The organism is Pedococcus sp. 5OH_020, assembly GCF_027812955.1.
Lineage (GTDB): Bacteria > Actinomycetota > Actinomycetes > Actinomycetales > Dermatophilaceae > Pedococcus.
The window spans coordinates 207,653-232,188 of record NZ_JAPYZV010000005.1; the positions used below are offsets into that span (position 1 = coordinate 207,653).

A 24,536-nucleotide genomic window follows, 5' to 3' on the forward strand; every position below is an offset into this window, starting at 1 on the left:
CGTGGAGGCTCGCCCTGGCTCAGCTGGGTCTTGCACAGCGGACACCCCGCTGGCTGCGCGCGCGACTGCGGTCAGACCTGCTGGCGCGACTCCACCGCAGCGACGATCTCCGCCATCGCATCCTGCAGCGGAACCCCGTTCTTCTGCGAGCCGTCACGGTAGCGGAAGGACACGGCCCCAGCGCTTCGGTCCTCCTCCCCAGCGATCAGCACGAAGGGGACCTTGGACTTCGACGCGTTGCGGATCTTCTTCGGGAACCGGTCGTCGGAGTCGTCGACCTCGACGCGGATCCCCTTGCGGCCCAGCTCCTTGGCGACGTCGTGGAGGTACTCGGAGTACTCCTGCGCCACCGGGAGCCCGAGCACCTGGACCGGGGCGAGCCACGGCGGGAAGGCCCCGGCGTAGTGCTCGACGAGCACGCCGAAGAAGCGTTCGATGGAGCCGAACTTCGCCGAGTGGATCATCACCGGCTGCTGGCGCGACCCGTCGGCCGCCTGGAACTCCAGCCCGAACCGCTCGGGCTGGTTGAAGTCGTACTGGATGGTCGACATCTGCCAGGTGCGACCGATGGCGTCGCGGGCCTGGACCGAGATCTTGGGTCCGTAGTACGCCGCGCCGCCGGGGTCCGGCACCAGCTCCAGCCCGGTCTCCTCGGCAGCCTCCCGCAGCACCCGGGTGGCCAGCTCCCACTGCTCGTCACTGCCGATGAACTTGTCCTTGACGTCGTCCCTGGTCGACAGCTCGAGGTAGAAGTCGTCCAGCCCGAAGTCGCGCAGCAGACTGAGGACGAACGTGAGCAGGTGTCGGACCTCGGCCGGGGCCTGCTCGGCCGTGACGTAGGAGTGCGAGTCGTCCTGGGTCAGGCCTCGGACCCTCGTGAGACCGTGCACCACACCCGACTTCTCGTAGCGGTACACCGTGCCGAACTCGAAGAGCCGCAACGGCAGCTCACGGTAGGACCGCCCGCGCGACCTGAAGATCAGGTTGTGCATCGGGCAGTTCATGGCCTTGAGGTAGTAGCTGCTGCCCTCCATCTCCATCGGCGGGAACATCGTGTCGGCGAAGTAGGGCAGGTGGCCGGAGGTCTCGAAAAGGTGCTGCTTGCTGATGTGCGGGGTGCCGACGTACTGGAACCCCTCCTCGATGTGCCGGCGGCGGACGTAGTCCTCCATCTCACGCTTGACCACCCCGCCCTTGGGATGGAACACCACGAGCCCGGAACCGATCTCGTCCGGGAAGCTGAAGAGGTCGAGCTCGGCGCCCAGCTTGCGGTGGTCACGCTTCTCGGCCTCGGCGAGCCGGTCGAGGTACGCCTTGAGCTCGTCCTTGCTGGGCCATGCCGTGCCGTAGACCCGTTGCAGCTGAGGGTTCTTCTCGCTGCCGCGCCAGTAGGCGCCGCTGCTGCGCATGAGCTTGAAGGCGTTGCCCAGCACCTTGGTCGAGGGCACATGTGGACCGCGGCAGAGGTCGCTCCAGGCGCGGGTCCCGTCCCGTCGGACGTTGTCGTAGATGGTGAGCTGCGCTCCCCCGACCTCCACGTCGGCTCCCTCGGCAGCGTCGGCCGCCGCGGCGCCCTTGAGACCGATGAGCTCCAGCTTGTACGGCTCCGCCGCCAGCTCGGCGGCCGCCTCCGCGTCGCTGACCTCTCGCCGTACGAAGGACTGGCCCTCGTTGACGATGCGCTGCATGACCTTCTCGAGCGCCTTGAGGTCCTCGGGGCTGAAGGGCTCCTCGACGTCGAAGTCGTAGTAGAAGCCGTCGCGGACCGGCGGGCCGATGCCGAGACGCGCCTTCGGGTTGAGCTCCTGCACGGCTTGGGCCAGCACATGGGCGGCGCTGTGCCGCAACACGTCCAGACCGTCCTGCTCCTGCACGGTGACCGGCTCGACGACGTCGCTGTCGGCCAGGACATGCGCGAGGTCGCGCAGCTCGCCGTTGACCCGAGCCACCAGGATCGAGCGGTCCCCGCTGTAGACCTCGGCGAACAGCTCCGCCGCGGACGTCTGCTCGGGCACCGATCGCTCGGCTCCGGCGACGGTGACGGTGAGCTGCGCAGGCACGGTGGTGGCTCCTGTGAGGTAGCGGGTGGCGGACTTGATCGCCCCTCGATGCTATCTGTGCGCTCGGGAGTGCTGCGCGCGCATTACTCCGGACCCGGCGCCGGTGCCATGCCGGCCCACGGGTCCAGCCGATGCGCCCGTCGGAGTTCGACCCGGACGGTGCCCTTCGGGCACTATGACGACTCTGTCCACGCCCGCCACTACGCCAAGCGGCTCATCGCGACGTGACCCGCAGCGTGAGGTGCCTGACGGTGGCGTCCTTGGCCGACCGAAGGCCGAGAACCACGCCCTCGGGCTGGTCGAGCCTTCCCCCAGCGACCAGCTCGACGGTGCTGGGAAGCAGGACGGGCCTGGCGAACCAGACGTGTGAGGCGCTGGGGCCGGCCGTCGCGTCCGCCAGGATGGCCAAGGTTCGCGCGTAGGACCACATCCCGTGGGCGATGGCCCGCGGGAAGCCGAGGGCTCTGGCCGTCAGCGGGTGGAGGTGGATGGGGTTCACGTCGTGGGAGACGCGGGCATACGCCCGTCCTTGTCCGGCGGGCACGCGGAACACCGCGGCCGCAGGCCCGTCCGGCAGCTCCGGGCCGGTCGGACGGGGTGGAGCCTGCGGTGTCCGCACTCCCCGTCGCAAGTAGGTGCTCCGGCCCTGCCACACCCGCTCGCCCGCGACCTCCACGTCAGTGAGCAGGTCGACCGTGGCGCCTTTCGGGTGGGGCCGCAGGTCGGCGGCCTGCACCCTGATATCGAGGCGGTCGTCCGCGGTCAACCGCCGGTACACCGTCACCTGGTTCTCCAGGTGGACCAGCCCTGGGAGGGGAAGCGGGAAGGACCGGTCCGCCATCAGCTGCACCTGGAGCGGGAAGCCGAGCAGGTGTGGGTAGGCATGCGGCAGGACGTCCCCGCCGGTGAGGTGGCAGCTGCGCTGGTAGGCCAGCAGGTTGCTCCTGTCCACCGGAACGTCGAGGAGTCGCAGGGCGCGGTGTGGCAGCTCCCCACCGCGGCCGCCCGAGCTGAGGGCGGCCCTGGCGAAGAGCCGAGGAAGGGACGGGCTGTGGCGCAGGACCGTTACCGCCATGTCAGGCGCCGAGGAGGCTCTGGCCGCAGACGCGGACGACGTTGCCGGTGACCCCGGCGTTGGCGTCCTGGCTGAGCCACGCGATCGTCTCGGCGACGTCCACCGGCAGGCCGCCCTGGTTCAGCGAGTTGAGCAGCCGACCGGCCTCGCGGGTGGCGAAAGGTACCTTGGCCGTCATCTCGGTCTCGATGAAGCCCGGTGCGACCGCGTTCACGGTGATCCCGCGGGCGCGCAGCCGCTCGTCGACGGACAAGGCGTCCACCACCCCGATCACGCCTGCCTTCGAGGCGGCGTAGTTCACCTGACCACGGTTGCCGGCGATGCCCGCGATGGAGGAGACGAGGACCAGGTGCCCACCGTCGCGGATCCCGTCGTCTCCCAGGAGGACCTCGTTCATCCGGAGGATGGACCCCAGATTCACCTCTAGGACGGAGCGCCACCGGCTGTCGTCGAGGTTGGCCAGCAGCCTGTCGCGCGTGATGCCGGCGTTGTGCACCACGATGTCCAGCCCTCCGTGGCGACGGCGTGCGTGGTCGAGGATGCGTCGTCCCGCATCAGCGGCCGTCACGTCGAGCTGCAGGGCAGTGCCACCCACGACGTTGGCCGTGCCGGCCAGTGAGTCGCCGGCCTCCGGGAGGTCGACGCAGACGACGGTCGCGCCGTCGCGGGCCAGGACGCGCGCGATGGCCGCGCCGATACCGCGGGCGGCGCCGGTGACAACCGCGACCTTCCCGGACAGCGGCCTGGTCCAGTCGTCGGGCTGGACGGGGGTGCCGGTCCCGACCCTGACCACCTGACCGTCGACGTACGCCGACCTGCCGGAGAGCAGGAACCGCACGGTGGCATCGAGGTTCCCCTCAGCCCCGTCGTCGACCAGGACGAGGTTCGCCGTGGCTCCCGACCGGAGCTCCTTGCCGATGCTGCGGGTTATCCCTTCCAGCGCCCGGCGGGCCGCCGCCTGGGCCACCTCACGGGCCTGGCCGGGACTGCGCCCGAGGACCACCACCCGGCCGCTGGGCTGCAGGGAGCTCAGCGCCGGCGCCACGACGGCCCGCAGCACGTCGAGGTCGCCAGGCCGCTCGACGGCGCCCAGGTCCGCCACCACGGCCGCGACCCTTCCGCCGACCGCCTCGGCGACCTCGCCGACCACGACCACGCCCTCGCGAGCGAGGAGCTCACCGACCCGCGCGCCGAGCACCGCCGGTTCGGGGCCACCCAGCAGCACGGCGCCGTGGACCAGCGGCTCGCCGACGGCGTACCGTCGCAGCGGCACCGGCCGCGGCAGCCCGAGCTGCCCCGCGAGCCTCGTCCCAACCGGGCTGTTGACCAGTCGTGCGTACGCGCCGGCCATCAGGCCGCCTCGAGGATCGCCATGACACCCTGGCCGCCGGCGGCGCAGATGGAGATGAGCCCGCGCGCGCCAGTGCCCTTCTCGTGCAGCATCTTCGCGAGCGAGGCGACGATCCGTCCCCCTGTGGCGGCGAACGGGTGACCCGCCGCCAGGGACGAGCCGTTGACGTTGAGCCGACTGCGGTCCAGCTCGCCGATGGGCGCCTCGAGCCCCAGGCGGGTGCGGCAGAAGTCCTCGCTCTCCCACGCGGCCAAGGTGCACAGCACCGTGGAGGCGAACGCCTCGTGGATCTCCACCAGCTCGAAGTCCTGGAGCTTCATGCCGTGCCGTTCCAGCAACCGGGGCAGGGCGTACGCCGGGGCCATGAGCAGCCCTTCCTGTCCGGTTACGTAGTCCACCGCCGCCGTCTGGGCGTCGACCACATAGGCCAGCACGGGCAGCCCACGCTCGGCGGCCCACTCGTCGGAGCTGAGCAGGACGACCGAGGCACCATCGGTCAGCGGGGTGGAGTTGCCCGCCGTCATGGTGGCCCCCTCCCCCTTGCCGAAGACCGGCTTGAGCCTGGCCAGCTTCTCCACCGAGGAGTCCGGACGGAGGTTCTCGTCACGGCTCAAGCCGGCGAACGGTGTCACCAGGTCGTCGAAGAAGCCCCGTTCGTAGGCAGCGGCCAGGTTCCGGTGGCTTGCGGCGGCTAGCTCGTCCTGGGCCAGGCGGCTCACCGCCCACCGGGCCGCGGTCTGCGCCATGTGCTCGCCCATCGACAGGCCGGTGCGCGGCTCGACGTTGCGCGGCACGTCCGGGACGAGATGCGCGGGCCGGATCCGGGCCAGGGCCTTGGCGCGCTGCCCTGCGGTCCTGGCACGGTTGAGGGCGAGCAACGTCTCGCGGAGCCCTTCGCTGACGGCGATCGGCGCGTCGGACGCGGTGTCGGCGCCGCCCGCCACCGCCGAGTCCACCTGGCGCAGCGCGACCTTGTTGGCGACCAGGACCGTGGCCTCCAGACCGGTCCCGCAGGCCTGCTGGACGTCGTAGGCCGGGGTGGTGGCCGCCAGGCTGGAGCCGAGCACCGACTCTCGCGTGAGGTTGAAGTCCCGGCTGTGCTTGAGGACGGCACCGGCGGCCACCTCGCCGAGACTCTCCCCCGCCAGTCCGAAACGTGCGACCAGGCCGTCCAGCGCCGCGGTCAGCATGTCCTGGTTGAAGGCCTTGGCATAGGTGCCGTTGGCACGGGCGAAGGGAATCCGGTTGCCGCCGATGACGGCGGCGCGCCGGGGCTGGGAGGACGGTGCCACGAGTGCTCCTGAGCTGGTCGAGGGTGCGTGGGGTGCCGGCCGGCGCCGTCGCAGTCGTCGCTGCGGGGGCTGCCTCCGGGAGGCCCAACTGATAGGTACGGACGGTAGCAGGTACCCTCCGTACCTGCTACGGTCGCCGCTGTGAGGACCAGCACCGACGGTCGTAGCACACGATGGGACCAGCACCGGACCACCCGGCGCCGTGAGCTCGTCGACGCGACGCTGCGCGCCATCCGCAAGCACGGCGCCGCCGTGGGGATGGACGACATCGCTGCCACCGCCGGGACCTCGAAGACGGTGTTCTACCGGCACTTCACCGACCGCACCGGGCTGTATGCCGCCGTGTCGGACAGTGTGGACGCGCGGATCCTGCGGGACCTGGGGCTCGCGCTGGGAGCAGCAGCCGACGACCTCACGACGGTGACCTCGAGTCCCAGGGCACTCATCGCCGCGGCGATCGCGGCGTACCTGACGCTGGTCGACAAGGACCCGGAGGTCTACCGCTTCGTGGTGAACGCTCCGCTGCTCGACCGGCATACCGGAGGTGACCCCGCCGCGCCCGTCACGAGCCACATCGCCGAACAGATGTCGGCTCTGGTGGCGCAGGCCCTCGCCGCCGCGGGCCGTGACCCCGAGGCGGCGTCCGTGTGGGGCCCCGGGCTGGTCGGCATGGTCCGGGCCGCGGCCGACCAGTGGCTCGCCGCGCCCCGGACCATGACCCTCGACCAGCTGACCGAACACCTCACCGACCTTGCGTGGTCCGGGCTGTCCGCGGCATGGCCCGCCCGGTCCTGACCCCTGCGACGATGGAGAACGACCGATGACCGACCTCACCACGGCGCTGCGCACGGTCCTTGACGGGCGATGGGCGTCCGTCAAGGACGAGGCTCGTGCCGAGCTGGACGTGGCCCGCTTCGGTCCACCGGACCGCGAGCTGGGGACCGAGGCGTACCGCGCCCGCGTGGCCGAGCAGGTCCACCTCCTTGCGCGCACGGGCCACCCGGCACGCGGGTTCTCGATCGAGGTCGGCGGCAGCGGTGACCTCGGCGGCTCGGTGACCGCATTCGAGATGCTGGGCCACGCCGACCTGTCCCTGATGGTGAAGGCCGGCGTCCACTGGGGGCTCTTCGGTGGGGCGGTGGCCAACCTGGGGACCGCCCGGCACCACGCGACCTACCTGCCAGGCATCATCGACGCCTCCCTGCCCGGCTGCTTCGCCATGACGGAGACCGGACACGGCTCCGACGTGCAGGCGCTCGGCACCACGGCCACGTACGACCCCCAGACGGACGAGATCGTGGTGCACACCCCCGACCTCCGCTCGCGCAAGGACTACATCGGTGGGGCAGCCCGTGACGGGCGGATGGCGGCGGTCTTCGCACAGCTCGTCTCGGGCGGGCGGTTCCACGGGGTGCACTGCGTCCTGGTGCCCATCAGGGACGAGGCGGGCAACGCCATGCCGGGCGTCACGATCGGCGACTGCGGCGCCAAGGCGGGGCTGCCCGGGGTCGACAACGGCCGGCTCAGCTTCCACCAGGTCCGCGTGCCGCGCGCCAACCTCCTGAACCGGTACGGCGACCTGGACGGGCAGGGCAGGTACTCCTCCCCCATCGACAACCCGACACGCCGGTTCTTCACCATGCTCGGCACGCTCGTCCGGGGCAGGATCAGCGTGGCGGGCGGCGCGGGCGCCGCGACGCGCACCGCGCTGACCCTCGCCGTGACGTATGCGGGCCACCGCCGCCAGTTCGCGCCGCCCGGAGCGGCACAGGAGGTGCTCCTGCTCGACTACCGGACGCACCAGCGAAGGCTGCTGCCTGCGGTGGCGACGACGTACGCGCTGCAGCTGGCGCAGAACGAGCTGGTCGGCCTCATGCACGACGTGCAGAGCTCCGGCGAGGCTGCGGACGAGCACGGGCAACGGGAGCTGGAGGCGCGGGCAGCGGGCGTGAAGGCGGTGGCGACGGGGCACGCGACCGCGACCATCCAGGCGTGTCGCGAGGCCTGCGGTGGCGCCGGGTACCTGGCTGTCAACCGGCTTCCCGCCCTCAAAGCCGACAGCGACGTCTTCACCACGTTCGAGGGCGACAACACCGTCCTGCTGCAGCTCGTGGCCAAGGGCCTGCTGACCGACTACCGGACCACCTTCGGCGACCTCGACACCCTCGGCACGGTCAGGTTCGGAGCCCGCCAGCTCGCGGGCGCCGTGATCGAGCGGACCGCGGCACGCGGTCTGGTGCAGCGGCTGGTCGCCACCGCGCCCGGGCGGGACAGCGAGAAGGGCCCCGGCGACAGAGGCTGGCAACTCGCCCTGTTCGAGGACCGCGAGAGGCATCTCCTGGAGACGCTCGCACTTCGGCTACGCAAGGCCGGCAGGTCGGAGCCGGACGCCTTCGCCGTGTTCAACGACGCGCAGGACCATGTGGTCACGCTCGCGCGGGCGCACGTGGAGCGCCTCGTCCTGGAGGCGTTCGTCGCGGCGATCGCATCCTGTGAGGACCAGGCGGCTGCCTCGCTGCTCGGCTCCGTGTGCGACCTCTACGCCCTCAGCACCATCGAGTCGGCCAAGGGCTGGTACCTCGAGCACGGCCGGATCACCCCTGCCCGAAGCAAGCAGGTCACCGCCGCCGTCAACGACCTCTGCGCTGCGCTGCGCCCACACGCGCAGGACCTCGTGGACGCGTTCGGCATCCCGCGCGCCTGGTTGGGCACCGAGCTCCTGGAGGAGCCGGCCTGAGAAGGGCTGCCGCCCCCGCTCAGGCGTCCCACCATGGGCGCAGCGGAAGCCCCGCCGCTCCCTTCTCGCCCGGCTTCACGGCCAGGACCTGGTGCAGCTGGATGATGTTGCGCTCGAAGCCGAGCCGCGAGCCGGCCATGTACAGCCCCCAGACCCGGGCGGTGGCCTCCCCCACCTCCGCCACACAGGCGTCCCAGTTCTCCTGGAGGTTCGCGCACCAGCCGGCGAGCGTCAGAGCGTAGTGCTCCCGCAGGTTCTCCTCGTGGCGCACCTCGAGCCCGATGTCCTGCATCGCGCTGATGATCGTGCCCGAGCCGGTCAGCTCGCCGTCGGGGAACACGTACCGGTCGATGAACGTGCCTGTGGACGTGCGCCGGTTGTCCGGACGCGTGATGCAGTGGTTGAGCAGTAGGCCGCCGGGACGCAGCCGGTCGGCGATGAAGCGGAAGTACGAAGGGTAGCTCCGGACGCCGATGTGCTCCGTGAGGCCGATGGACGACACCGCGTCGAAGCCACGCTCGGGGACGTCGCGGTAGTCGCTGTGCCGCACCTCCGCAAGCCCGCTGAGCCCTTCGCGCTCGATCGCGTCCTGCGCCCAGGAAGCCTGCTCGCGCGACAGGGTCGCTCCGATGACGTGGACCCCGCGCCGGGCGGCATAGCGGACCATGCCTCCCCAGCCGCAGCCGATGTCCAGCAGCCGGTCCCCCGCCTTGAGCCGTAGCTTGTCGAAGACGAGCCGGTACTTGTTCTCCTGGGCCACCTCCAGGGAGGCCGTCTCGTCCGGGTAGCACGCACAGGTGTAGGTCATCGACGGCCCCAGCACCCGCTCGTAGAAGGCGTTCGACACGTCATAGTGGTGGTGGATCGCCTCGGCGTCGCGAGTCTTGGTGTGCCGCAGCCCCTCTGCGACGCGACGCCACCGCGGGAGCGCCTCCTCGGGCGGCGGCGGCGGGGGCTTCAGGAGCTCGACGCCCAGCGTCCGGGCAATGGCCGCAGCGGTTCTCGGCGCCGGCAGCTGGAAGTGGACCTGTCCCATGGCGTTGAGCAGAGGGTACGGGTCGGCCGGGTGGACGCCCACGACCTCGAGGTCGCCCGCGACGTAGGCGCGCGCCATGCCGAGGTCGCCAGGTGCCGTGGCCAGGTAGCTGGCACCTCGGGGCGTCCTCAGGTGCAGCCCGTACGGTGCGTCCTCGGGACCTGTGGAGGAGCCGTCGTACGCGCTGAAACGCAGCGGCACGGCACCGGCGGTCACCGCGTCGAGGACCTGGGCCATGGTGAGCCTGGGGGCCGCGGAGTCCGAGTCGGCCCGGTTGGCCTTGAGGATCGTCATTTGCGTCGCACCGCCTTGGAGTAGAGATCGAGCAGTCGTGAGTCGGGGTCGTACCGTCGTCTGAGCGCCGCGTACGTCACGCCGCCGTAGTGCTCCCAGAACTGGGCCTCGTCGTAGAAGGCGTCGGAGTAGAGGGACTTGTGGCCCTCGAGCCGGGTCACCTCGGCCTCGATGAGCTTGTTGGCTGCGGCAGGGTCACCCCCGGGGTCACGGGGCACGCTGGACCAGAACCCCACGTTGACATAGGTCTGCGCCGGCCGCAGGGGGTACAGAGGCCAGTGCTCGCGGCTGCGAACCGGGCACAGCCACAGGGGCTCGATGGGGATCTCGCGCAGGAACCAGTGCAGGAACTCGGCGGTCCGGCCGATGGGCACCTCCACGTCCTGGACCACCCGTTCCCGCGGCGGCCGGCCCTGTCGGGCCTCCAGGCGGTCCGCGATGCCGAAGCGGTGGTCGAGGCCGATCAGCTTCCAGTAGAACGAGCTCCGACGGTAGCGGCGCGGCCAGAGCCGGCGCACCCACGGCTTCTGAGCGCCGAAGGCGCGGCTGCACCAGAACCAGTCGGGGTCCCAGCGCCACAGGTAGTCGTGGGTCGTGAGCCGGTCGGTCTTCGGCTGGGGAGAGTCGTGCTGGATCGACCGGTAGTAGATGCCCATCCCGGTGTAGTCGCTGACCGGCCCGGCCTGCTCCGACTTCGTGCCGAGGGTGAGGTAGCCCTCGGTGGCGGAGAAGGCGACCCCGTCGAGGTAGTCGACGGCGATGCCCTCATACCGGCCGGAGTCGACGACCTGGTCCATCGTCTCGACGAGGGCCTCCAGGTCGTGGAACCGCAGGTGGCGCAGCTCGACCGTCGGCGCGGCCGCTTCCAGCGCGATCCGCAGCCTGGTCGCATAGCCTAGGCTGCCGTAGGAGTTGGGGAACCCGTGGAAGAGGTCGGCATGCTCTCCGTCGGGGCGCGCGGTGACGATTTCGCCAGTGCCCAGCAGGATGTCCATCTCCAGCACCGACTCGTGGGGCAGGCCCGCGCGGAACGAGGTGGACTCGATCCCCAGGCCGGTGACCGCGCCGCCGAGGGTGATGGTCTTGAGCTGGGGGACGACCAGCGGCACCAGCCCGTGCGGCAGCGTCGCGTCGACGAGGTCCTCGTACGTGCACATGCCCTGGACGTCCGCGGTCCGCGTGGCGGCGTCCACCGCGATGACCCCGCCGAGGCCACCCACGTCCAGCCCGGGCACCCCTGTGGCTGCGCGAGCACGGAAGAGGTTGGAGGTCTTCTTCGCCAGGCGGACGGTCGCGTCGGGCGGGATCGCGCGGTAGCTCTGCACCAGGCGTGCCACAGCCTGCTGGTGGGCGAGGACGCGACCACGGGGCACTGCCAGCGAGGGGTCCTGCGCAGACTCGACGAACTCAGGCACGGCCAGACCCTATTCTGCGGCTCTCGTCGGCGTCACGCGGGCTCCCGACTGAACGTCACCAGGTCTCCGACTCTCACGGTGCCGGGACGCCGGACCGCTGCGTACACCCCCGGGCAGCTGCTCGGCGCACCTGTCACGTCGAGCTCCACCTCGCCGACGGCCAGGACACCGCCGATGGACTCGGCCAGCACGGCGGACGGCAGCGAGACGACGAGGTTGGCGCGGGTGTCCGCTCGCACGTCCTCGCCGGCGACCACCTGGACGGGGGCCTTCTTCCTCCGGTCGCCGACCAGGCCGTCGAGCTCCAGCAAGGCCTCCCGAAGGTCCCTTCCAGGCTCTCCGTGCACGGGGAAGACGTGGATCTCCTGCACCTCGGACGGCACGGTCAGACCCCTTCAGGAGCAGCGGCGAGGGCCACTTCGATGGCGTTCACCAGTCTGGTCGCGGACTCGCGCGTCAGCTCGACGGCGAGCCGCGCACCGGGGCCCCGGGACGGGTCGGCCAGGTCGATGTTCAGCGTGTGCTCTGCCATCGCGTGGACGGGATGGTCGTAATACACGGTGGCGTCGGTGACATGGAACCACTGGCCGCCTGGGCCCTTGGCGCTCCCCTCCACCGTCTGCCTGACCGTTGCGTACGTGCACATGTCAGCCTCCTCGGGGTGCGAGATGGGTGGCGAAGAACCGGTCGACCCGCTGCCAGCCGTTGTTGGCGGCCGCCACACGGTAGGACGGCCGGTCCACGGCGAAGAAGGCGTGCCCCGCGTCGTCGTAGGTGTGCAGCTCATGGGGCTTGCCGTGCTGGTCCAGCAGCTGCTCGAGCTCGCGCACGTGAACCGGGCTGGGGGCCTTGTCCTGCGCACCGAACAGGCCGAGCAGCGGGGCGCGCAGGTTCGCCAGCTCCGCGACCAGGTTCGTCACGTCCAGCGGGAAGTCTGCCGGCGGCTCCCCGGTGACGAACGCTCCGTAGCAGTCGACGGCTGCGTCGAGGTCGAGCCGGCAGGCAGCCAGCACCGCCTGACGACCACCGGAGCAGTAGCCGATGACTCCGACCGTGCCGTTGCTGGTCGGCAGGGCGCGCAGGTGCGCCGCCACAGCGCCCACGTCGCCGACCAGGCGGTCGTCCGGCACCCCGCCCCGAGCACGCACGGTCGCGGCCGCGTCCGCCGGATCGGCGCCGGGGGCCTCTCGGGAGTAGAGGTTCGGGCACCCGGCGTCGTAGCCGAGCTCGGCGAACCGTCGCACGATCTCTTTGGTGGCCCGGTCGTAACCGGGCAGATGGTGGATGACGACGACGCCGCCGCGAGGCTCCTCGTCCTGCGGACGGGCCACGTAGACCTCGATCTCGTCACCTTCGTGGCCGTCGATCCGCACCGTCGTCGCACAGAGGGAGTCGCTCACGCCTGGATGCTATGCCGTCACGGCGCGGTCCGTCTTCAGGGCCGGTGACATCCCAGGTCCAACACGGGCGGCACACCCGGAGTGCCGGGACGCACACCGACCACCCGCTAAGGGTCCGCGGGGCCCCGGGGCGGCGTAGCGTGGAGCGAGTGCCGTCCAGGGCTACCGCCTCGACGCTCCATCCTCACGCAGTGAGCTTCTACGACCGTGACGACGACCTTGTCGCGGACTTGGCTGCCTTCGCCGACGAGGGACTGGGAGCAGGTGACCGCGTCATCGTCCTAGCCACGCCGGAGCACCGCTCCGACATCGAGCGGACCCTCCTCGCCCACGCCGCAGACGCCCTCGATGACAGACGCTACATCTGCCTGGACGCGGCCCAGACCCTTGCGACCTTCATGGCGGGCGACCAGCCGGACCGGGATCGCTTCGACGCCAGCGTCGGTGCCCTCATCGACGAGGCGGGGACCGGCGGCCGCCGGGTACGGGTGTTCGGCGAGATGGTGGCCGTGCTGTGGGGCTCCGGCAACGTGAGCGGCGCCATCGCCGTGGAGTCCCTGTGGAACGACCTGCGTGCGGGACGGGACTTCTCGCTGCTGTGCGCCTACCCGACGGCCGTGCTCGAGGAGGGCGGCCTCGGTGAGCTGGACCAGGTGTGCGGCCTTCACTCGGACGTGCACGCTCCATACCTCGGCCCGGTGGGAGGCGACGACTCCGTGCGCTCCGCCGGACCGGTTGCCCCGCAGCAGTCCCGCGTCTTCGTGCCGGCGCCGGAGGTCGTGCTGGCCGTCCGGCGTTTCGTCGGCCGCGTCCTGGCCGACTGGCACCTGGACGAGCTGGCAGGCGACGTGTGCCTTGTGGCGTCGGAGGTCGCGACGAACGCCGTGGTGCACGCGCGGTCGCCGTTCCGGCTGTTCGTCCATCACACGGACGACATGGTGCTCCTGGCCGTGAAGGACAGCCGGCCTGGAGAGGCGGCCGAGAAGGCCGACTCCGAGGTCGGCCTCAGTGGTCGCGGCCTTCGCATCGTCGCCGCCCTGGCGCATCGGTGGGGCTGCACGCCCCTGCCGGAGGGAAAGGTCATCTGGGCCGAGTTCCCCTTCTCCCCGCCCGCGAGGAGCGCCGAGGACTGACGCGACGTGCCGGTGCGAGCGGCGCTCGCGTGAGGCCTACCGTGCCCGCTCGCCGCGGGCCTCCTCCTCCCGCGGGCCGCCGCCCATGTCCCCCCGCTCCCCCAGCTGCCCCACAGGCCCCAGCTGCCCGACATCGCACGGGTCGCTCGCATCGCACGGATGGCACGGGTCGCCCGGCCGGCACGGGTCGGTCGCGGCATGGACGGACACGGTGAGGCGATGCGGACCCGCACTGCTACTGAAGACGGCTGTGCTCACCCGCCGTCCACAGACAGGGCACTGGTCCTGAAGCCGTTGCCCCCGTGTCAGCACAGGACCACCCTGCACAGGCGCAGCGCCCATGGTCGATGACTCATCGGAGCCCCCTATGAGGTGGCCCGGCCGGACCCCGTGCCGGGACCCCGGACCCCGTGCCGGAAACCCCGTGCCGGAAACCCCGTGCCGGAACCCCCGTGCCGAAACCCCGTGCCGGAACCCCCGTGCCGAAACCCCGTGCCGGAACCCCCGTGCCGGACGCGTGGCCCTACAGCTCCGGGTCGTCCTGCTCCCTGGGCCGGTCGGCCGGCAGCCCGTTGCGGTCGTTGGCGTTGGCGACCAGCTCTGCGGCGAGGTCTCGCACCTTCGTGTTCGAGGTCTGCGAGACCCGAGTCAGGTACTGGAAGGCGCGCTGCTCGTCGAGCTCGTACCGCTCCATGACGATGCCGATCGCCGTACCGATCACCTTCCGCGTGGCCAGCGCCGCGTACAGGTCCTCGACCTTCCTCGCGACCCCCATGGCGGCAGCGGCATGCGCGCTGAACAGCTCCATGAGGCGGGCCGTCTCCTCGGTGAAGGCCCCGACCCTCGTGGCGTAGAGGTTGAGGCCACCGAGGGTCTGGCCGTCGAGATGCAGCGGCACCCCGAGCTGGGACCGCAGACCAAGGTCGACGGCCTTGGGGATGAACCGCGGCCAGCGGTCCTCCTGCCGGGCGTCGACGATGCGAGTCGGGTTCTGGCTGGACAGGGCCTCCAGACAGGGCCCCTCACCCAGGTCGTACTGGAGCTCGTCGAGCCGCCGAACGAAGGGGTCGGTCGCCACCACCGTCTCGACGCTGCCGTCGCCGTGGGGCACCGAGATGCCCACGTGGTCCGCGCCGGGAAGGGAGCCGCGGGTCGCCTCCACGATGGTGCTCAGGGTCGTGGCAAGGTCCTCTGACGCCATGACGTGGCGTATCGCTTCCGCGAACGAGCGGACGAGGCTGGACTGCATCGGGTCTCCGGAAAGGCATCGGCAGCGGACCAGGGGCTCGCACTACCGACACGACCTCTGTTCTCAAAGGTGAGAGGCCGCGGTTTGACCTCCGCCAACCCTACCGGTCGCTGCCTTGGGCACTGACGCAGGTGGTTGCTCCCGTATGCGTGTCGCCGCGTAGCGCTGGCCCAGCGTGGTCACCGCGTCAGTCGGGCGGCTCAGGGGCCTCGTCGCCGACACCGGACCACTCCGGGGTCTCGTCCCCAGCCGGGGGCGCCTGGTCGTCCTGGACGGCGTCCACGTCCACGATGTCGTCCTCCATGGCGTCCACTTGCTGGCGAGCCGTGGCGGGCTCCTGGGGTTCCGTCATACCGGGGTCCTGCCTCTCGTCACGGCGGCACCGTGGCGAACCACCACCCGATGCCGTGCGGTCGTGCCCTCCTCATACCCAGCACTGGAGCGGCTGACGCGGCCCGGCGGCTTCGGCACGCGACCCCGTGAAACGGATGCGCCCTCAAGCTTCGAAGAAGCCACCCAGGGACGTGACAGTGGAGGCACAGACCGGCCCGAGATGGTCCTCACAGTTGCCTCGACACGTGGTCGAGCACCGACACGACAAGGAACCATCATGAACAGCACCCGAATCGTCACCGCAGCCGCCGGCCTCGTCGCCGCCGTGGGCCTCAGCCTCGGAGCGGCCTCCCTGGCCAGCGCCTCCAACGCACCTACCGCGGCCTCCGGCTACCGCACCGCCTTCGCCGCCCCTGGAGGCCCGGCGAGCAGTGACACCCCGGTCACGGGGAGCCGGTTGGGCACCGTGGCTGCGGCCGTCAAGGCCAAGGACTCCGCCGTCACCGTCACCTCCGTCCGGACGGACCCGGACGGCTCGTACGACGTCTTCGGCACCAGAGCTGGCGCGCAGGTCATGCTCGAGGTGAGCAAGGACCTGGCGACCGTCACCAGCGCGACGGGGAGGCCCGGCGGCGGCCAGGGCGGAGCAGGCGGAAGCAGCGACACCCCCGTCACGGGCAGCGAGCTGGCGAAGGTGACCGCGGCGGTCAGGTCCAAGGACTCGACCGTCACCGTCGCCTCCGTCCGTAAGGACCCCGACGGCTCGTACGACGTCTTCGGCACCAAGGCCGGCGCGCCAGTCATGATCGAGGTCGGCAAGGACCTGACGACGGTGACGACGAACGCGGGTCGTCGGGGCGCGCCGGGAGCGGGGACCCAGACCTCAGCCGCGACCGGCACGTCCTCGACGACCACGACCTGACGGCGGCTCAGGCCTCGTGAGGTGAGCCGACCGGTCGGTTTGGGCGCTCCCCGCCGGGCCACTCAGCGCGCCGAAGCCCCTCGTGCGGCACCGGGGGCTTCGGCGAGCGCGCTTCGGCGAGCGCGCTTCGGCGGGACCGTTGCGGCGCTTGGCTCAGGGGGAGCAGGCGGCGACCTCTGGTGGACGTGAAGGGACTCGAACCCCTGGCCTCTCGCGTGTGAAGCGAACGCTCTAACCAACTGAGCTACACGTCCAGCGCCCCCGTTGAAGGGGCGGGGGAAGAATAGCCGCACCGGGCACCCCGGGCGAAATCCGGCCTGCGGCCCCCCTCGAACGGGCGAGCCCCCGTCAGAGGCCGGGCAACGACCTGAGCCAGTCTCGCGCGGCGTCGGGCAGGAACCCGGGAACGCCGGAGACCGCGAACAGCGCCCAGAAGACCACCGCCACGACGGCCGCCGTCGCCAGCCCCACGAGACCCTTCACCCACAACGGCTTGGGTTGGAGCCACTCCCCCCAGGCGCGCACCTTGTCGCGGGCGAACCGGAGCAGCCTACGCGCCCACTCGAACTCGGAGGCCCAGACCGCAAGGCCGAGGAAGATGATGACCCAGCCCGGACCCGGCAGAGGGAGCAGTACGACGCCTCCGGCGACGATGAGCAGCCCGACCACGGCCACCACCCATCGGTAGATCCGATGGCTGTGCGGGTTGCTACGGATCCTTCGCCGCCACTGCCAGTCGTCCTGCGACCGCTCGTCCCCCGACTGCCGGTCTGCCGACTGCTCGCCCGGCACCGTCGTCCTTCCCACGTCCTGGTGGTTCACGGGTCAAGCCTCTGCGCGCTGAGCCGGGCGAAGACGTCGGCGGCCCGCTTGGTGACCGGCCCAGGGGCGAGCAGGCGGTCGTCCACCGCGTGCACTGCGAGCACGTCCTTCGTGGAGCTCGTGATGAACACCTCGTCCGCCTCGCGCAGCACCTCGACCGGCATCGCCTCCTCCCGGACCTCCAGGCCGTCCTCACGGCACCACTCGATGGTCAGGGCGCGGGTCACGCCGGCCAGGCACCCGGAGTCCAGCGGTGGCGTCGAGATCACGCCGTCGCGGACGACGAACACGTTGGTTCCCGTCCCCTCGCACAGCTCGCCGCGCGTGTTGGGAAAAAGGGCCTCGATGGCGCCACGCTGCTTGGCGTACGCGAGTGCGACGACGTTCTCGGCGTACGAGGTCGTCTTGAGCCCGGCCACCGGGGAACGCTCGTTCCGGGTCCAGGGCACCACCGCCACCGCGGCGCTGGCGGGCGGTCGGGGCTGCTCGGCGCAGGTCACGATGTATGTCAGACGGCTGTCGTCCCGGTCAGACCCCAGCGGACCCGGTCCGCCCGTGACGGAGTAGCGCAGGCGGCCGAACTCGATGGGCTGCCCCGCCTGAAGCACTGCGGAGATCCCCTGGACGAGGTAGCTGTGGTCGGCTGCCGGGAGTCCTAGCCCGAGCATGGTCCGGTCCAGGCGCCGCAGGTGCCGGGTGGCGGCGAAGACCCGTCCACCGGCGACCTTGGCCGTCTCGAACGCGCCGTCGCCCACGGTGACCCCATGGTCCAGCGCGGTGACCGACGGCTCGTCGACCCGGGTGAGACGACCGTTGACCCAGACCCGCGTTCCACTCATGGCTCCAGCCTTCCAGACGCCAGCCCGATGAGGCGTGCGGCTTTCACCTGCGTCTCCTCCCATTCCCCCTGCGGGTCCGAGCCCCACGTGATGCCGGCGCCCGTGCCGAACCGCAGCACCCGGCGTCCGGTCTCGTCCCGGTCCGCCCAGAAGGAGCGGATCCCGACGGCGAGCCGGGCGGTCCCCCGGTCGGCGTCGACCCAGCCCACGGCGCCACAGTACGGTCCTCGGGCAACGGGCTCGAGATCGCCGATGGCCTGCAGGGCGGTGTGCTTCGGCGTGCCGGACACGGAGCCAGGGGGGAACGTCGCGCCCATCAGCTCGGGCCACGACGCCCCGGCTCGCAGCCGGCCCGTCACGGTCGAGACCAGGTGCACCAGCCCGGGATGGCTCTGCGCCTCGCAGAGGTGGTCGACGCGGACGGTGCCCGGCCGGCAGACGTGCGACAGGTCGTTGCGGACGAGGTCGACGATCATGACGTTCTCGGCATAGTCCTTGGGGAGCATGCCCTCCAGGGTGGTGGCCGTGCCCTTGATGGGGCGGGACTCCACGACGTCCCCGTCCCTGACGAGGAACGCCTCCGGGCTGGCGCTCACCACGTCAATAGCGGCCCCGGGCACATGCACCCGGCCGGAGTACGGCGCGGGGTTGCCCCGCGCGAGCAGCTGCTCCAGACCGTCCAGGTCCGCCTCGTCGGGCAGGTCGTGCGAGACCACCCTGCACAGGTTCACCTGGTAGACGGTGCCCGCCGCGATGCGACGCCGGATCTCGGCAACCCCACGCAGGTAGGCGGCGTGGTCGAGGCTGGAGCACCACTGACGGCGCAGTGGCGCCCACGGCACATGCGCCGCCGGGGGCGCGTCGCGGTCGACCTTGGCAAACCGCACGGCGGTGAGGGCGCCTTCGAAGTCGGCGACCACGGCCCAGAACCCGGAGTCGACCGCGAGGTCGTGGCGCACCTCCACGGGCTGCGTGGCGAGCGTCGTCCCGAACCGGGCATGTCCCCCGGCGGCCGCATCCACGAGCGCGATCCTAGGCGCACCTACACTCACCGAGCATGCACCCACTCGCGCCGGCTCTGGCAGCCCTCGTGCTCGGCCTCGCCGCCGCTGGGTGCTCCGGGTCGTCCGCGGCCCCCGCCGACGGCCCCACCGGCACGGCGGCAGCGCTAGGCGGCAGCTCCACGGCGTCGTCCGCCGCCGGTGTCGCCGCCGGTGTCGCCGCCGGTACCGCCGCCGGCACGACCTCGAGCTCTGCGTCGCGGTCCCGGGCCCCGTCCCCCACGCCCGCCTCCGACCCCGGACCCTCACGTTGGCGTTCGGCGGGGACGTGCACTTCGAGGAGTACCTGTCCCCGTTGGCCCGCGACCCGCATGGTCTGCACCAGCTGCAGACGACCCTCGGCGCCGCGGACCTCGCCATGGTCAACCTCGAGACGGCGATCACGCAGCGCGGCACGAAGATCGGCAAGGAGTTCCACTTCCGGGCCCCGCCTTCGGCGCTGACGACGATCGCCGACGCGGGGGTCGACGTGCTCACGATGGCGAACAACCACGGGGTCGACTACGGCCCGGTGGGCCTGCAGGACACGCTCGCCGCCAAAAGCACCAGCCCCGTTCCCATCGTCGGCATCGGGGCGGACGAGAAGGAGGCCTTCGCGCCAGTGGTCCTGCACGCCAAGGGGCTGAGCGTCGCGGTCCTCGGGGCGTCCCAGGTCCTCGAGATGACGTTGGCGCGATACTCGGCCGGTCCGGGCAAGGCGGGGATCGCGAGCAGCACGCCGGTGGACCGCCTGCGGACAGCGGTGGCGGAGGCGTCAGCACGGTACGACCTCGTCGTGGTGTACCTGCACTGGGGCACCGACTACCAGCGCTGCCCCGACGGCCTGTCCGTGTCCACCGCGCACGCCCTCGAGCGGGCCGGAGCCGACATCGTCGTCGGGGGCCACTCGCACCGGGTCAACGGCGCAGGGTGGCTCGGACGGGCCTACGTCGACTACGGCTTCGGCAACTTCGTCTGGTGGCGCAGCCACGAGCCGGACTCCCGCTCCGGAGTCCTCACCTTGTCCGTCGACGTCGCGGCTGCCCGTGGCACGGCGAGGAGCGCGGACCCGGCCGTGCGGGCCGCCCACTGGACGCCGATGCTCGTCGGTCGCGACGGTATACCGCGGGAGCCCGGCCCCGCCGACAGTGCAAGGCTGCTCGCCGCCTGGAACGCCTCCAGGACCTGCGCGGGGCTCGCCGAGGGACCGGAATGAATGGGGCTGATGCCCCGTTAGAGTAGTTGAAATCGCAACTACTAAGGAGCGCGGGACAGATGCAGTTCGGGATCTTCACCGTCGGTGACGTGACCACCGACCCCACCACCGGCACCACCGTCAGCGAGCACGAGCGCATCAAGAACACCGTGGAGCTGGCTCGTCAGGCGGAGCAGGTCGGCCTCGACGTCTTCGCGACCGGCGAGCACCACAACCCGCCCTTCGTCCCCTCCTCCCCTACCACGACGCTCGGCTTCATCGCCGCCCAGACGGACAGGCTGCTCCTTTCGACCTCGACCACCCTCATCACGACGAACGACCCGGTGAAGATCGCCGAGGACTACGCCACCCTGCAGCACCTCGCCGATGGCCGCGTCGACCTGATGATGGGGCGCGGCAACACGGGCCCGGTGTACCCGTGGTTCGGCAAGGACATCCGGGACGGCATCCCGCTGGCCATCGAGAACTACGCGCTGCTGCGTCGGCTGTGGACCGAGGACGTCGTGACGTGGCAGGGGAAGTACCGCACCCCGCTGCAGTCCTTCACCGCCACCCCTCGTCCGCTCGACGGTGTCCCCCCCTTCGTCTGGCACGGGTCGATCCGCAGCCCCGAGATCGCCGAGCAGGCGGCGTACTACGGTGACGGCTTCTTCCACAACAACATCTTCTGGCCGATGTCCCACACCAAGCAGATGGTGGCGCTCTACCGCCGCCGGTTCGAGCACTACGGCCACGGGAAGGCGGACCAGGCGATCGTCGGCCTCGGCGGACAGGTCTTCATGCGGGCCAACAGCCAGGCCGCAGTGCGCGAGTTCCGCCCGTACTTCGACAACGCCCCTGTCTACGGGCACGGGCCGTCGCTGGAGGAGTTCAGCCGGGAGACCCCGCTGACAGTGGGGTCGCCGCAGCAGGTCGTCGAGCGGTACGCCGCCATGGCGGACTCGGTGGGCGACTACCAGCGCCAGCTCTTCCTCATCGACCATGCCGGCCTGCCGCATCGCACCGTCATGGAGCAGGTGGAGCTTCTCGGCACCGAGGTGGTGCCCGAGCTGCGCAAGATCGCGGCAGCCCGCAAGCCCGCTCACGTGCCGGACGCCCCCACCCATGCCGCTCGCGTCGCCGCGGCGGGGCGCCGTCAGGCGACGGTCCACGGCACCGACGAGGCGACGGGCCTGACCGCGGAGAAGGTGTCCCGATGACCTTGCAGGACCGGAGGCGCCGACTGGTGGTCGTCCAGGCAGGGTTGAGCCAGCCGTCGTCGACCAGGCTGCTGGCGCAGCGGCTGGCTTCGGGAACCGAGGACGCGCTGCTGGAGCGCGGTACGGAGGCCGAGGTGGTGTTCGTGGACCTGCGGGAGCTGGCACACGACCTCGCCAACGCGCTGCTCACCGGTTTCGCGACCGGCGGGCTGCGCAACGCGCTGGACAGCGTGGCGGGTGCGGATGCGCTCATCGCGGTCACGCCAGTGTTCCAGGCGTCGTACAGCGGCCTCTTCAAGACGTTCTTCGACGTCCTCGACGAGGGCTCCCTGCGCGGCACGCCGACCCTGCTGGCGGCCACGGCGGGCACCGCCCGGCACTCCCTCGTACTGGAGCACGCGATGCGGCCGATGTTCGCCTATCTCAAGGCCACGACGGTGGGCACCGCGGTGTTCGCAGCCTCCGAGGACTGGGGCACCGGTGGCACTGTGGGCTCAGGGCTCTCGGACCGGATCGCCGTGGCTGCCGCGGAGCTCGCCGACCTCGTGGCGGCCCGGCCCTCGAAGGCGGCCAGCGTGAACGAGCTCGGGGTCGAGCTCGCGGACCCCGTCCCGTTCGAGCAGCTTCTCGGACGGTGACCTGAGCACACAGCGATGCCCCTGCCGCCTCTCGCGGCAGGGGCATCGCTGGGTGGAGCTAGGCGATGGCCGGCTTCGGCGCGATCCCTGCGCCGAGCCGGACCTCGCTCTCGGCGGGAGCTCGCCGCAGGTGCCGGAACCCGAGAAGGCTGAGCAGCGCCATGGCGGCAGCCCCGACGAAGCTGGCCCACGCCGCGTACATCGCGATCGTGCCCATGGTGCCGAAGGCGTACGCGTTGAGCAGCAGCCCGCGCAGCGTCTCACCACGGAAGGCGAGGTCGACGAGTCCGGCTGCCTTCTGGTCGGTGGGGTTGGCCCGCGCGATGGTGCTCAGCTCCGAGTAGGTCCTGCCCCCGGTCGCCTCGCCGAGGTGGACCTTGATGAAGTGGTCCGCGTAGGCCTTTGCCTGCGCGCCGGTCGACAGCTGCTGGCCGGCGTACTGCTCGAGGTACGGCTTGACTCTCGGGTCGTTGAGCTGCTCCGAGCCCGCCTTCGGGAAGTAGATCCGCTGAGCCACGAGCTGGGTGTGGACGTTGTCCGCCACGAAGCTGCTGGCCCAGGTCATCAGCCCGCCCACTACGAGAAGGACGGCGGCGACGATGACACCGCCGGTGGTGAGCAGTGCGTCGAGTGTACGTCGTCGCATGATGATGTTCCTCCTTCGGGCTTGGCGCCCGTTGTGTGATCTGTTCTGGCAGAACCACTCTCGTCCCGCGCGAGGACGTCCGGCAGGGCCTTAGGTCCCGACTTCCGAGAGCGGCATGACGGCCACGTGCGCGCTCATGGCGGTGGTCACACCCGTGCCGCCGTCGAGGAGCCGGGCTCGCGATGGCCCCCTCGGACGGCGATCCGGCGACCGGTCACGGAGTCGGGATGGATGCGCAGGATGCGTGGCTTGGGTACGTCGTGCCAGGGAACGAGCGGCAGCCGCATGGCGTCGACCGCGTCGTCGACCTCGTACACCTCGTGGGCCACGCCCTTGACGACGACGCTCCACGCGGTGGCGTCGTGCAGTTCGTACCCGTCAGCCTCGAGGGCCACCGGGCTTTCACTCGCCGAGGTGAACAGTGCACCCGAACCGGTACGGAGCACGACGGTGCCGTGGTCCACCACGTAGTTCACGGGAAAGATGTCGGGCCGGCCGTCGTGCAGCACTGCGAGCCGCCCGACCGCCGACTGACGGAGCAAGGCCCAGCACTGCGGGACCTCGAGCCAGGTGGACCCCTTCTCCGGGGTCCGGTACGTGTCTGTGTCCATAGCGCAAGAGTGCGGCGGCCGTGCTCGCACGTTCAGGGCCGAAAGTCCCTGGGCTCTGCGTCGGCGGGCCCTCACCCTGGTCAGCAGATGCTCCGAAGCCGCGGAGCCCCACCCCGAGGAGCACCGATGTCGACCGACACCTCCACCCCCGACGTCCGCCCCACCGACCACACCGGTCTCCGCGTGCTGAGCATCGACGAGTGCCTCGAGCGGCTCGACCGCACCGCCGTCGGGCGTATCGCCTTCGTGCTCGACGGCGAGGTCACCGTGCTACCCGTCGTCCACACTCGCGACGGCGTGGACGTGTGCTTCCGCACCACGGGCAGCTCCAAGGTCGGCGCTGCGGTCGACCACGACCGGGTGGCCTACCAGGTAGACGGGTTCGACGCCCGCACGCGCACCGGCTGGAGCGTGCTCGTCCAGGGCACCGCAGTCCTGGTCACCCAGGAGGCTGACGTTCGCCGGCTCGACCTCGGCTCCGCCCGCTCGTGGGTACCTCAGCACGAGCACGGCTACCAGTGGATCCGCGTGCGGACCGCGAGCATCACCGGTCGCGCGTTGGGCTGACCCGCTGCTCAGCCACGTACACGGCCGCCTGGGTGCGTCGCTCCATGCCCAGCTTGCCGAGCACGGCAGTCACGTAGTTCTTGACGGTCTTCTCGGCCAGCGACAGCGACTCGCCGATCTGCCGGTTGGTCATCCCCTGTCCGATGCAGTCCAGCACCCTGCGCTCCTGGGGGGACAGCGCGGCAAGCCGCGGGTCGGCGGGCTCCGCGTGCCCCCATCTCTCGCGCAGCCGCCGAACGACCGGCGGATCGAGGAGGGACTCCCCGGCGGCGACCCGGCGGATGGAGTCCACGAGGTCGCCGCCCCGGATGTCCTTGAGCACGTATCCGGAGGCCCCGGCAGCCACCGCCGCCGTGAGCGCGTCCTCGTCGTCGTACGAGGTGAGGATGAGACCGTGGATGCCGTCGTCCACCGACCGCACGTCGCGACATACGTCGATGCCCGAGCCATCGGGCAGGCGGGCATCGAGCACCATCACGTCGGGGCGCAGGGCCGGGATCCGGCGCGTCGCCTCCGCGGCGGAGCCTGACTCACCCACGACCTCGAGGTCGCCCTCGATCTCGAGCAGCTCCCGGAGACCGCGGCGCACGACCTCGTGGTCGTCGAGCAGAAAGAGCCGGATGGTCATGGTGCGCCTTCCTCTTCTGCATGGGAGCGTAGC

General features: G+C 71.1%; 25 protein-coding genes and 1 tRNA gene. 8 read left to right on the forward strand and 18 right to left on the reverse strand.

What is annotated here, in order from left to right; translation table 11 throughout:
- Positions 1-71: 71 nt before the first annotated feature.
- From thrS to PHA84_RS10885, 4 genes are all read right to left on the reverse strand, one after another.
- Entirely contained in the window at positions 72-2,060 is a 1,989-nt protein-coding gene (thrS, locus tag PHA84_RS10870; protein WP_270888121.1) for a threonine--tRNA ligase, read from the reverse strand.
- A gap of 214 nt (positions 2,061-2,274) precedes the next feature.
- Positions 2,275-3,135 carry a MaoC family dehydratase gene (locus tag PHA84_RS10875; protein WP_270888122.1) on the reverse strand — a complete coding sequence of 287 codons (861 nt, stop codon included), beginning with the start codon at positions 3,133-3,135 and terminating at the stop codon, positions 2,275-2,277.
- A gap of 1 nt (position 3,136) precedes the next feature.
- A complete protein-coding gene (locus PHA84_RS10880) occupies positions 3,137-4,486 on the reverse strand; it encodes a 3-oxoacyl-ACP reductase (RefSeq protein WP_270888123.1) in 1,350 nt (449 codons plus the stop codon).
- Entirely contained in the window at positions 4,486-5,778 is a 1,293-nt protein-coding gene (locus PHA84_RS10885; protein ID WP_270888124.1) for an acetyl-CoA C-acetyltransferase, read from the reverse strand. Before PHA84_RS10885 ends, PHA84_RS10880 begins: the two co-directional genes overlap by 1 nt.
- A gap of 141 nt (positions 5,779-5,919) precedes the next feature.
- Between PHA84_RS10885 and PHA84_RS10890 the strand changes: the two genes are divergently transcribed.
- Complete coding sequence (locus PHA84_RS10890; RefSeq protein ID WP_270888125.1) at positions 5,920-6,573, forward strand: TetR/AcrR family transcriptional regulator; 654 nt, start codon at positions 5,920-5,922, stop codon at positions 6,571-6,573.
- A 25-nt stretch (positions 6,574-6,598) separates the two neighbouring features.
- Positions 6,599-8,515 (forward strand): acyl-CoA dehydrogenase family protein, encoded by a 1,917-nt coding sequence (locus PHA84_RS10895; protein ID WP_270888126.1) that lies wholly within the window; start codon positions 6,599-6,601, stop codon positions 8,513-8,515.
- A 19-nt stretch (positions 8,516-8,534) separates the two neighbouring features.
- Here PHA84_RS10895 and PHA84_RS10900 read toward each other — a convergent pair whose 3' ends face one another.
- The 5 genes from PHA84_RS10900 to PHA84_RS10920 are packed head-to-tail and all read right to left on the reverse strand — an operon-like array spanning position 8,535 to position 12,660.
- A complete protein-coding gene (locus tag PHA84_RS10900) occupies positions 8,535-9,845 on the reverse strand; it encodes a class I SAM-dependent methyltransferase (RefSeq protein ID WP_270888127.1) in 1,311 nt (436 codons plus the stop codon).
- The gene (locus PHA84_RS10905; protein WP_270888128.1) at positions 9,842-11,260 is read right to left on the reverse strand and encodes an FAD-binding oxidoreductase; all 1,419 of its coding nucleotides are present in this window, start codon (positions 11,258-11,260) and stop codon (positions 9,842-9,844) included. The genes PHA84_RS10900 and PHA84_RS10905 overlap by 4 nt, the downstream gene beginning before the upstream one ends.
- A gap of 32 nt (positions 11,261-11,292) precedes the next feature.
- Entirely contained in the window at positions 11,293-11,643 is a 351-nt protein-coding gene (locus PHA84_RS10910; protein WP_270888129.1) for a hypothetical protein, read from the reverse strand.
- Positions 11,644-11,645: 2 nt separating this feature from the next.
- Positions 11,646-11,906, reverse strand: a complete 261-nt coding sequence (locus tag PHA84_RS10915; protein ID WP_270888130.1) for a DUF6295 family protein — start codon at positions 11,904-11,906, stop codon at positions 11,646-11,648.
- Between the two features lies 1 nt (position 11,907).
- Positions 11,908-12,660: a dienelactone hydrolase family protein gene (locus PHA84_RS10920; RefSeq protein ID WP_270888131.1), complete on the reverse strand. Its 753-nt coding sequence runs from the start codon at positions 12,658-12,660 to the stop codon at positions 11,908-11,910.
- A 191-nt stretch (positions 12,661-12,851) separates the two neighbouring features.
- Here PHA84_RS10920 and PHA84_RS10925 point away from each other — a divergent pair, with 191 nt between their 5' ends.
- The gene (locus PHA84_RS10925; RefSeq protein WP_270888132.1) at positions 12,852-13,793 is read left to right on the forward strand and encodes an MEDS domain-containing protein; all 942 of its coding nucleotides are present in this window, start codon (positions 12,852-12,854) and stop codon (positions 13,791-13,793) included.
- Between the two features lie 523 nt (positions 13,794-14,316).
- Here PHA84_RS10925 and PHA84_RS10930 read toward each other — a convergent pair.
- Both PHA84_RS10930 and PHA84_RS10935 read right to left on the reverse strand, forming a co-directional pair.
- The gene (locus tag PHA84_RS10930) at positions 14,317-15,042 is read right to left on the reverse strand and encodes a GAF and ANTAR domain-containing protein (RefSeq protein WP_270888133.1); all 726 of its coding nucleotides are present in this window, start codon (positions 15,040-15,042) and stop codon (positions 14,317-14,319) included.
- Between the two features lie 187 nt (positions 15,043-15,229).
- Positions 15,230-15,394, reverse strand: a complete 165-nt coding sequence (locus PHA84_RS10935; protein WP_270888134.1) for a hypothetical protein — start codon at positions 15,392-15,394, stop codon at positions 15,230-15,232.
- A gap of 258 nt (positions 15,395-15,652) precedes the next feature.
- Here PHA84_RS10935 and PHA84_RS10940 point away from each other — a divergent pair, with 258 nt between their 5' ends.
- Positions 15,653-16,297, forward strand: a complete 645-nt coding sequence (locus PHA84_RS10940) for a hypothetical protein (protein ID WP_270888135.1) — start codon at positions 15,653-15,655, stop codon at positions 16,295-16,297.
- Between the two features lie 177 nt (positions 16,298-16,474).
- On the opposite strand, the gene PHA84_RS10945 is transcribed toward PHA84_RS10940, so the two are convergent.
- The 4 genes from PHA84_RS10945 to PHA84_RS10960 form a co-directional block, all read right to left on the reverse strand.
- Positions 16,475-16,551: transfer RNA gene (locus PHA84_RS10945), tRNA-Val, on the reverse strand.
- 94 nt (positions 16,552-16,645) lie between these two features.
- Positions 16,646-17,119: a TIGR02611 family protein gene (locus tag PHA84_RS10950; protein WP_270888136.1), complete on the reverse strand. Its 474-nt coding sequence runs from the start codon at positions 17,117-17,119 to the stop codon at positions 16,646-16,648.
- A complete protein-coding gene (locus PHA84_RS10955) occupies positions 17,116-17,958 on the reverse strand; it encodes an aminotransferase class IV (RefSeq protein WP_270888137.1) in 843 nt (280 codons plus the stop codon). Before PHA84_RS10955 ends, PHA84_RS10950 begins: the two co-directional genes overlap by 4 nt.
- Positions 17,955-18,980, reverse strand: coding sequence for a chorismate-binding protein (locus tag PHA84_RS10960; RefSeq protein ID WP_270888138.1), 1,026 nt, complete (start codon positions 18,978-18,980; stop codon positions 17,955-17,957). The genes PHA84_RS10955 and PHA84_RS10960 overlap by 4 nt, the downstream gene beginning before the upstream one ends.
- A 289-nt stretch (positions 18,981-19,269) precedes the next feature.
- Between PHA84_RS10960 and PHA84_RS10965 the strand changes: the two genes are divergently transcribed.
- Genes PHA84_RS10965 through PHA84_RS10975 form a run of 3 tightly spaced genes read left to right on the forward strand, consistent with a single transcriptional unit; the run spans position 19,270 to position 22,051 of the window.
- Complete coding sequence (locus tag PHA84_RS10965; protein WP_270888139.1) at positions 19,270-20,214, forward strand: CapA family protein; 945 nt, start codon at positions 19,270-19,272, stop codon at positions 20,212-20,214.
- Between the two features lie 59 nt (positions 20,215-20,273).
- Complete coding sequence (locus tag PHA84_RS10970) at positions 20,274-21,413, forward strand: LLM class flavin-dependent oxidoreductase (protein WP_270888140.1); 1,140 nt, start codon at positions 20,274-20,276, stop codon at positions 21,411-21,413.
- The gene (locus tag PHA84_RS10975) at positions 21,410-22,051 is read left to right on the forward strand and encodes an FMN reductase (protein WP_270888141.1); all 642 of its coding nucleotides are present in this window, start codon (positions 21,410-21,412) and stop codon (positions 22,049-22,051) included. Before PHA84_RS10970 ends, PHA84_RS10975 begins: the two co-directional genes overlap by 4 nt.
- Before the next feature lie 58 nt (positions 22,052-22,109).
- Here PHA84_RS10975 and PHA84_RS10980 read toward each other — a convergent pair whose 3' ends face one another.
- Positions 22,110-22,697 (reverse strand): hypothetical protein, encoded by a 588-nt coding sequence (locus tag PHA84_RS10980; RefSeq protein WP_270888142.1) that lies wholly within the window; start codon positions 22,695-22,697, stop codon positions 22,110-22,112.
- A gap of 146 nt (positions 22,698-22,843) precedes the next feature.
- Positions 22,844-23,308, reverse strand: a complete 465-nt coding sequence (locus PHA84_RS10985; RefSeq protein WP_270888143.1) for a pyridoxamine 5'-phosphate oxidase family protein — start codon at positions 23,306-23,308, stop codon at positions 22,844-22,846.
- A gap of 126 nt (positions 23,309-23,434) precedes the next feature.
- Between PHA84_RS10985 and PHA84_RS10990 the strand changes: the two genes are divergently transcribed.
- Positions 23,435-23,875, forward strand: a complete 441-nt coding sequence (locus PHA84_RS10990) for a pyridoxamine 5'-phosphate oxidase family protein (protein WP_270888144.1) — start codon at positions 23,435-23,437, stop codon at positions 23,873-23,875.
- Here PHA84_RS10990 and PHA84_RS10995 read toward each other — a convergent pair.
- Positions 23,853-24,503 carry a response regulator gene (locus tag PHA84_RS10995; RefSeq protein WP_270888145.1) on the reverse strand — a complete coding sequence of 217 codons (651 nt, stop codon included), beginning with the start codon at positions 24,501-24,503 and terminating at the stop codon, positions 23,853-23,855. The two genes, PHA84_RS10990 and PHA84_RS10995, sit on opposite strands and share 23 nt — an antisense overlap.
- Positions 24,504-24,536 lie beyond the last annotated feature (33 nt).

Bases quoted from the DNA above. Each gene is read 5' to 3' on its own strand.
- PHA84_RS10990 (WP_270888144.1), top strand. From the start codon at position 23,435: ATGTCGACCGACACCTCCACCCCCGACGTCCGCCCCACCGACCACACC.
- PHA84_RS10955 (WP_270888137.1), bottom strand. From the start codon at position 17,958: ATGAGTGGAACGCGGGTCTGGGTCAACGGTCGTCTCACCCGGGTCGAC.
- PHA84_RS10915 (WP_270888130.1), bottom strand. From the start codon at position 11,906: ATGTGCACGTACGCAACGGTCAGGCAGACGGTGGAGGGGAGCGCCAAG.
- PHA84_RS10940 (WP_270888135.1), top strand. From the start codon at position 15,653: ATGAACAGCACCCGAATCGTCACCGCAGCCGCCGGCCTCGTCGCCGCC.
- PHA84_RS10985 (WP_270888143.1), bottom strand. From the start codon at position 23,308: ATGGACACAGACACGTACCGGACCCCGGAGAAGGGGTCCACCTGGCTC.
- PHA84_RS10935 (WP_270888134.1), bottom strand. From the start codon at position 15,394: ATGACGGAACCCCAGGAGCCCGCCACGGCTCGCCAGCAAGTGGACGCC.
- PHA84_RS10970 (WP_270888140.1), top strand. From the start codon at position 20,274: ATGCAGTTCGGGATCTTCACCGTCGGTGACGTGACCACCGACCCCACC.
- PHA84_RS10900 (WP_270888127.1), bottom strand. From the start codon at position 9,845: ATGACGATCCTCAAGGCCAACCGGGCCGACTCGGACTCCGCGGCCCCC.
- PHA84_RS10930 (WP_270888133.1), bottom strand. From the start codon at position 15,042: ATGCAGTCCAGCCTCGTCCGCTCGTTCGCGGAAGCGATACGCCACGTC.
- PHA84_RS10875 (WP_270888122.1), bottom strand. From the start codon at position 3,135: ATGGCGGTAACGGTCCTGCGCCACAGCCCGTCCCTTCCTCGGCTCTTC.
- PHA84_RS10975 (WP_270888141.1), top strand. From the start codon at position 21,410: ATGACCTTGCAGGACCGGAGGCGCCGACTGGTGGTCGTCCAGGCAGGG.
- PHA84_RS10980 (WP_270888142.1), bottom strand. From the start codon at position 22,697: ATGCGACGACGTACACTCGACGCACTGCTCACCACCGGCGGTGTCATC.
- PHA84_RS10895 (WP_270888126.1), top strand. From the start codon at position 6,599: ATGACCGACCTCACCACGGCGCTGCGCACGGTCCTTGACGGGCGATGG.
- PHA84_RS10995 (WP_270888145.1), bottom strand. From the start codon at position 24,503: ATGACCATCCGGCTCTTTCTGCTCGACGACCACGAGGTCGTGCGCCGC.
- PHA84_RS10880 (WP_270888123.1), bottom strand. From the start codon at position 4,486: ATGGCCGGCGCGTACGCACGACTGGTCAACAGCCCGGTTGGGACGAGG.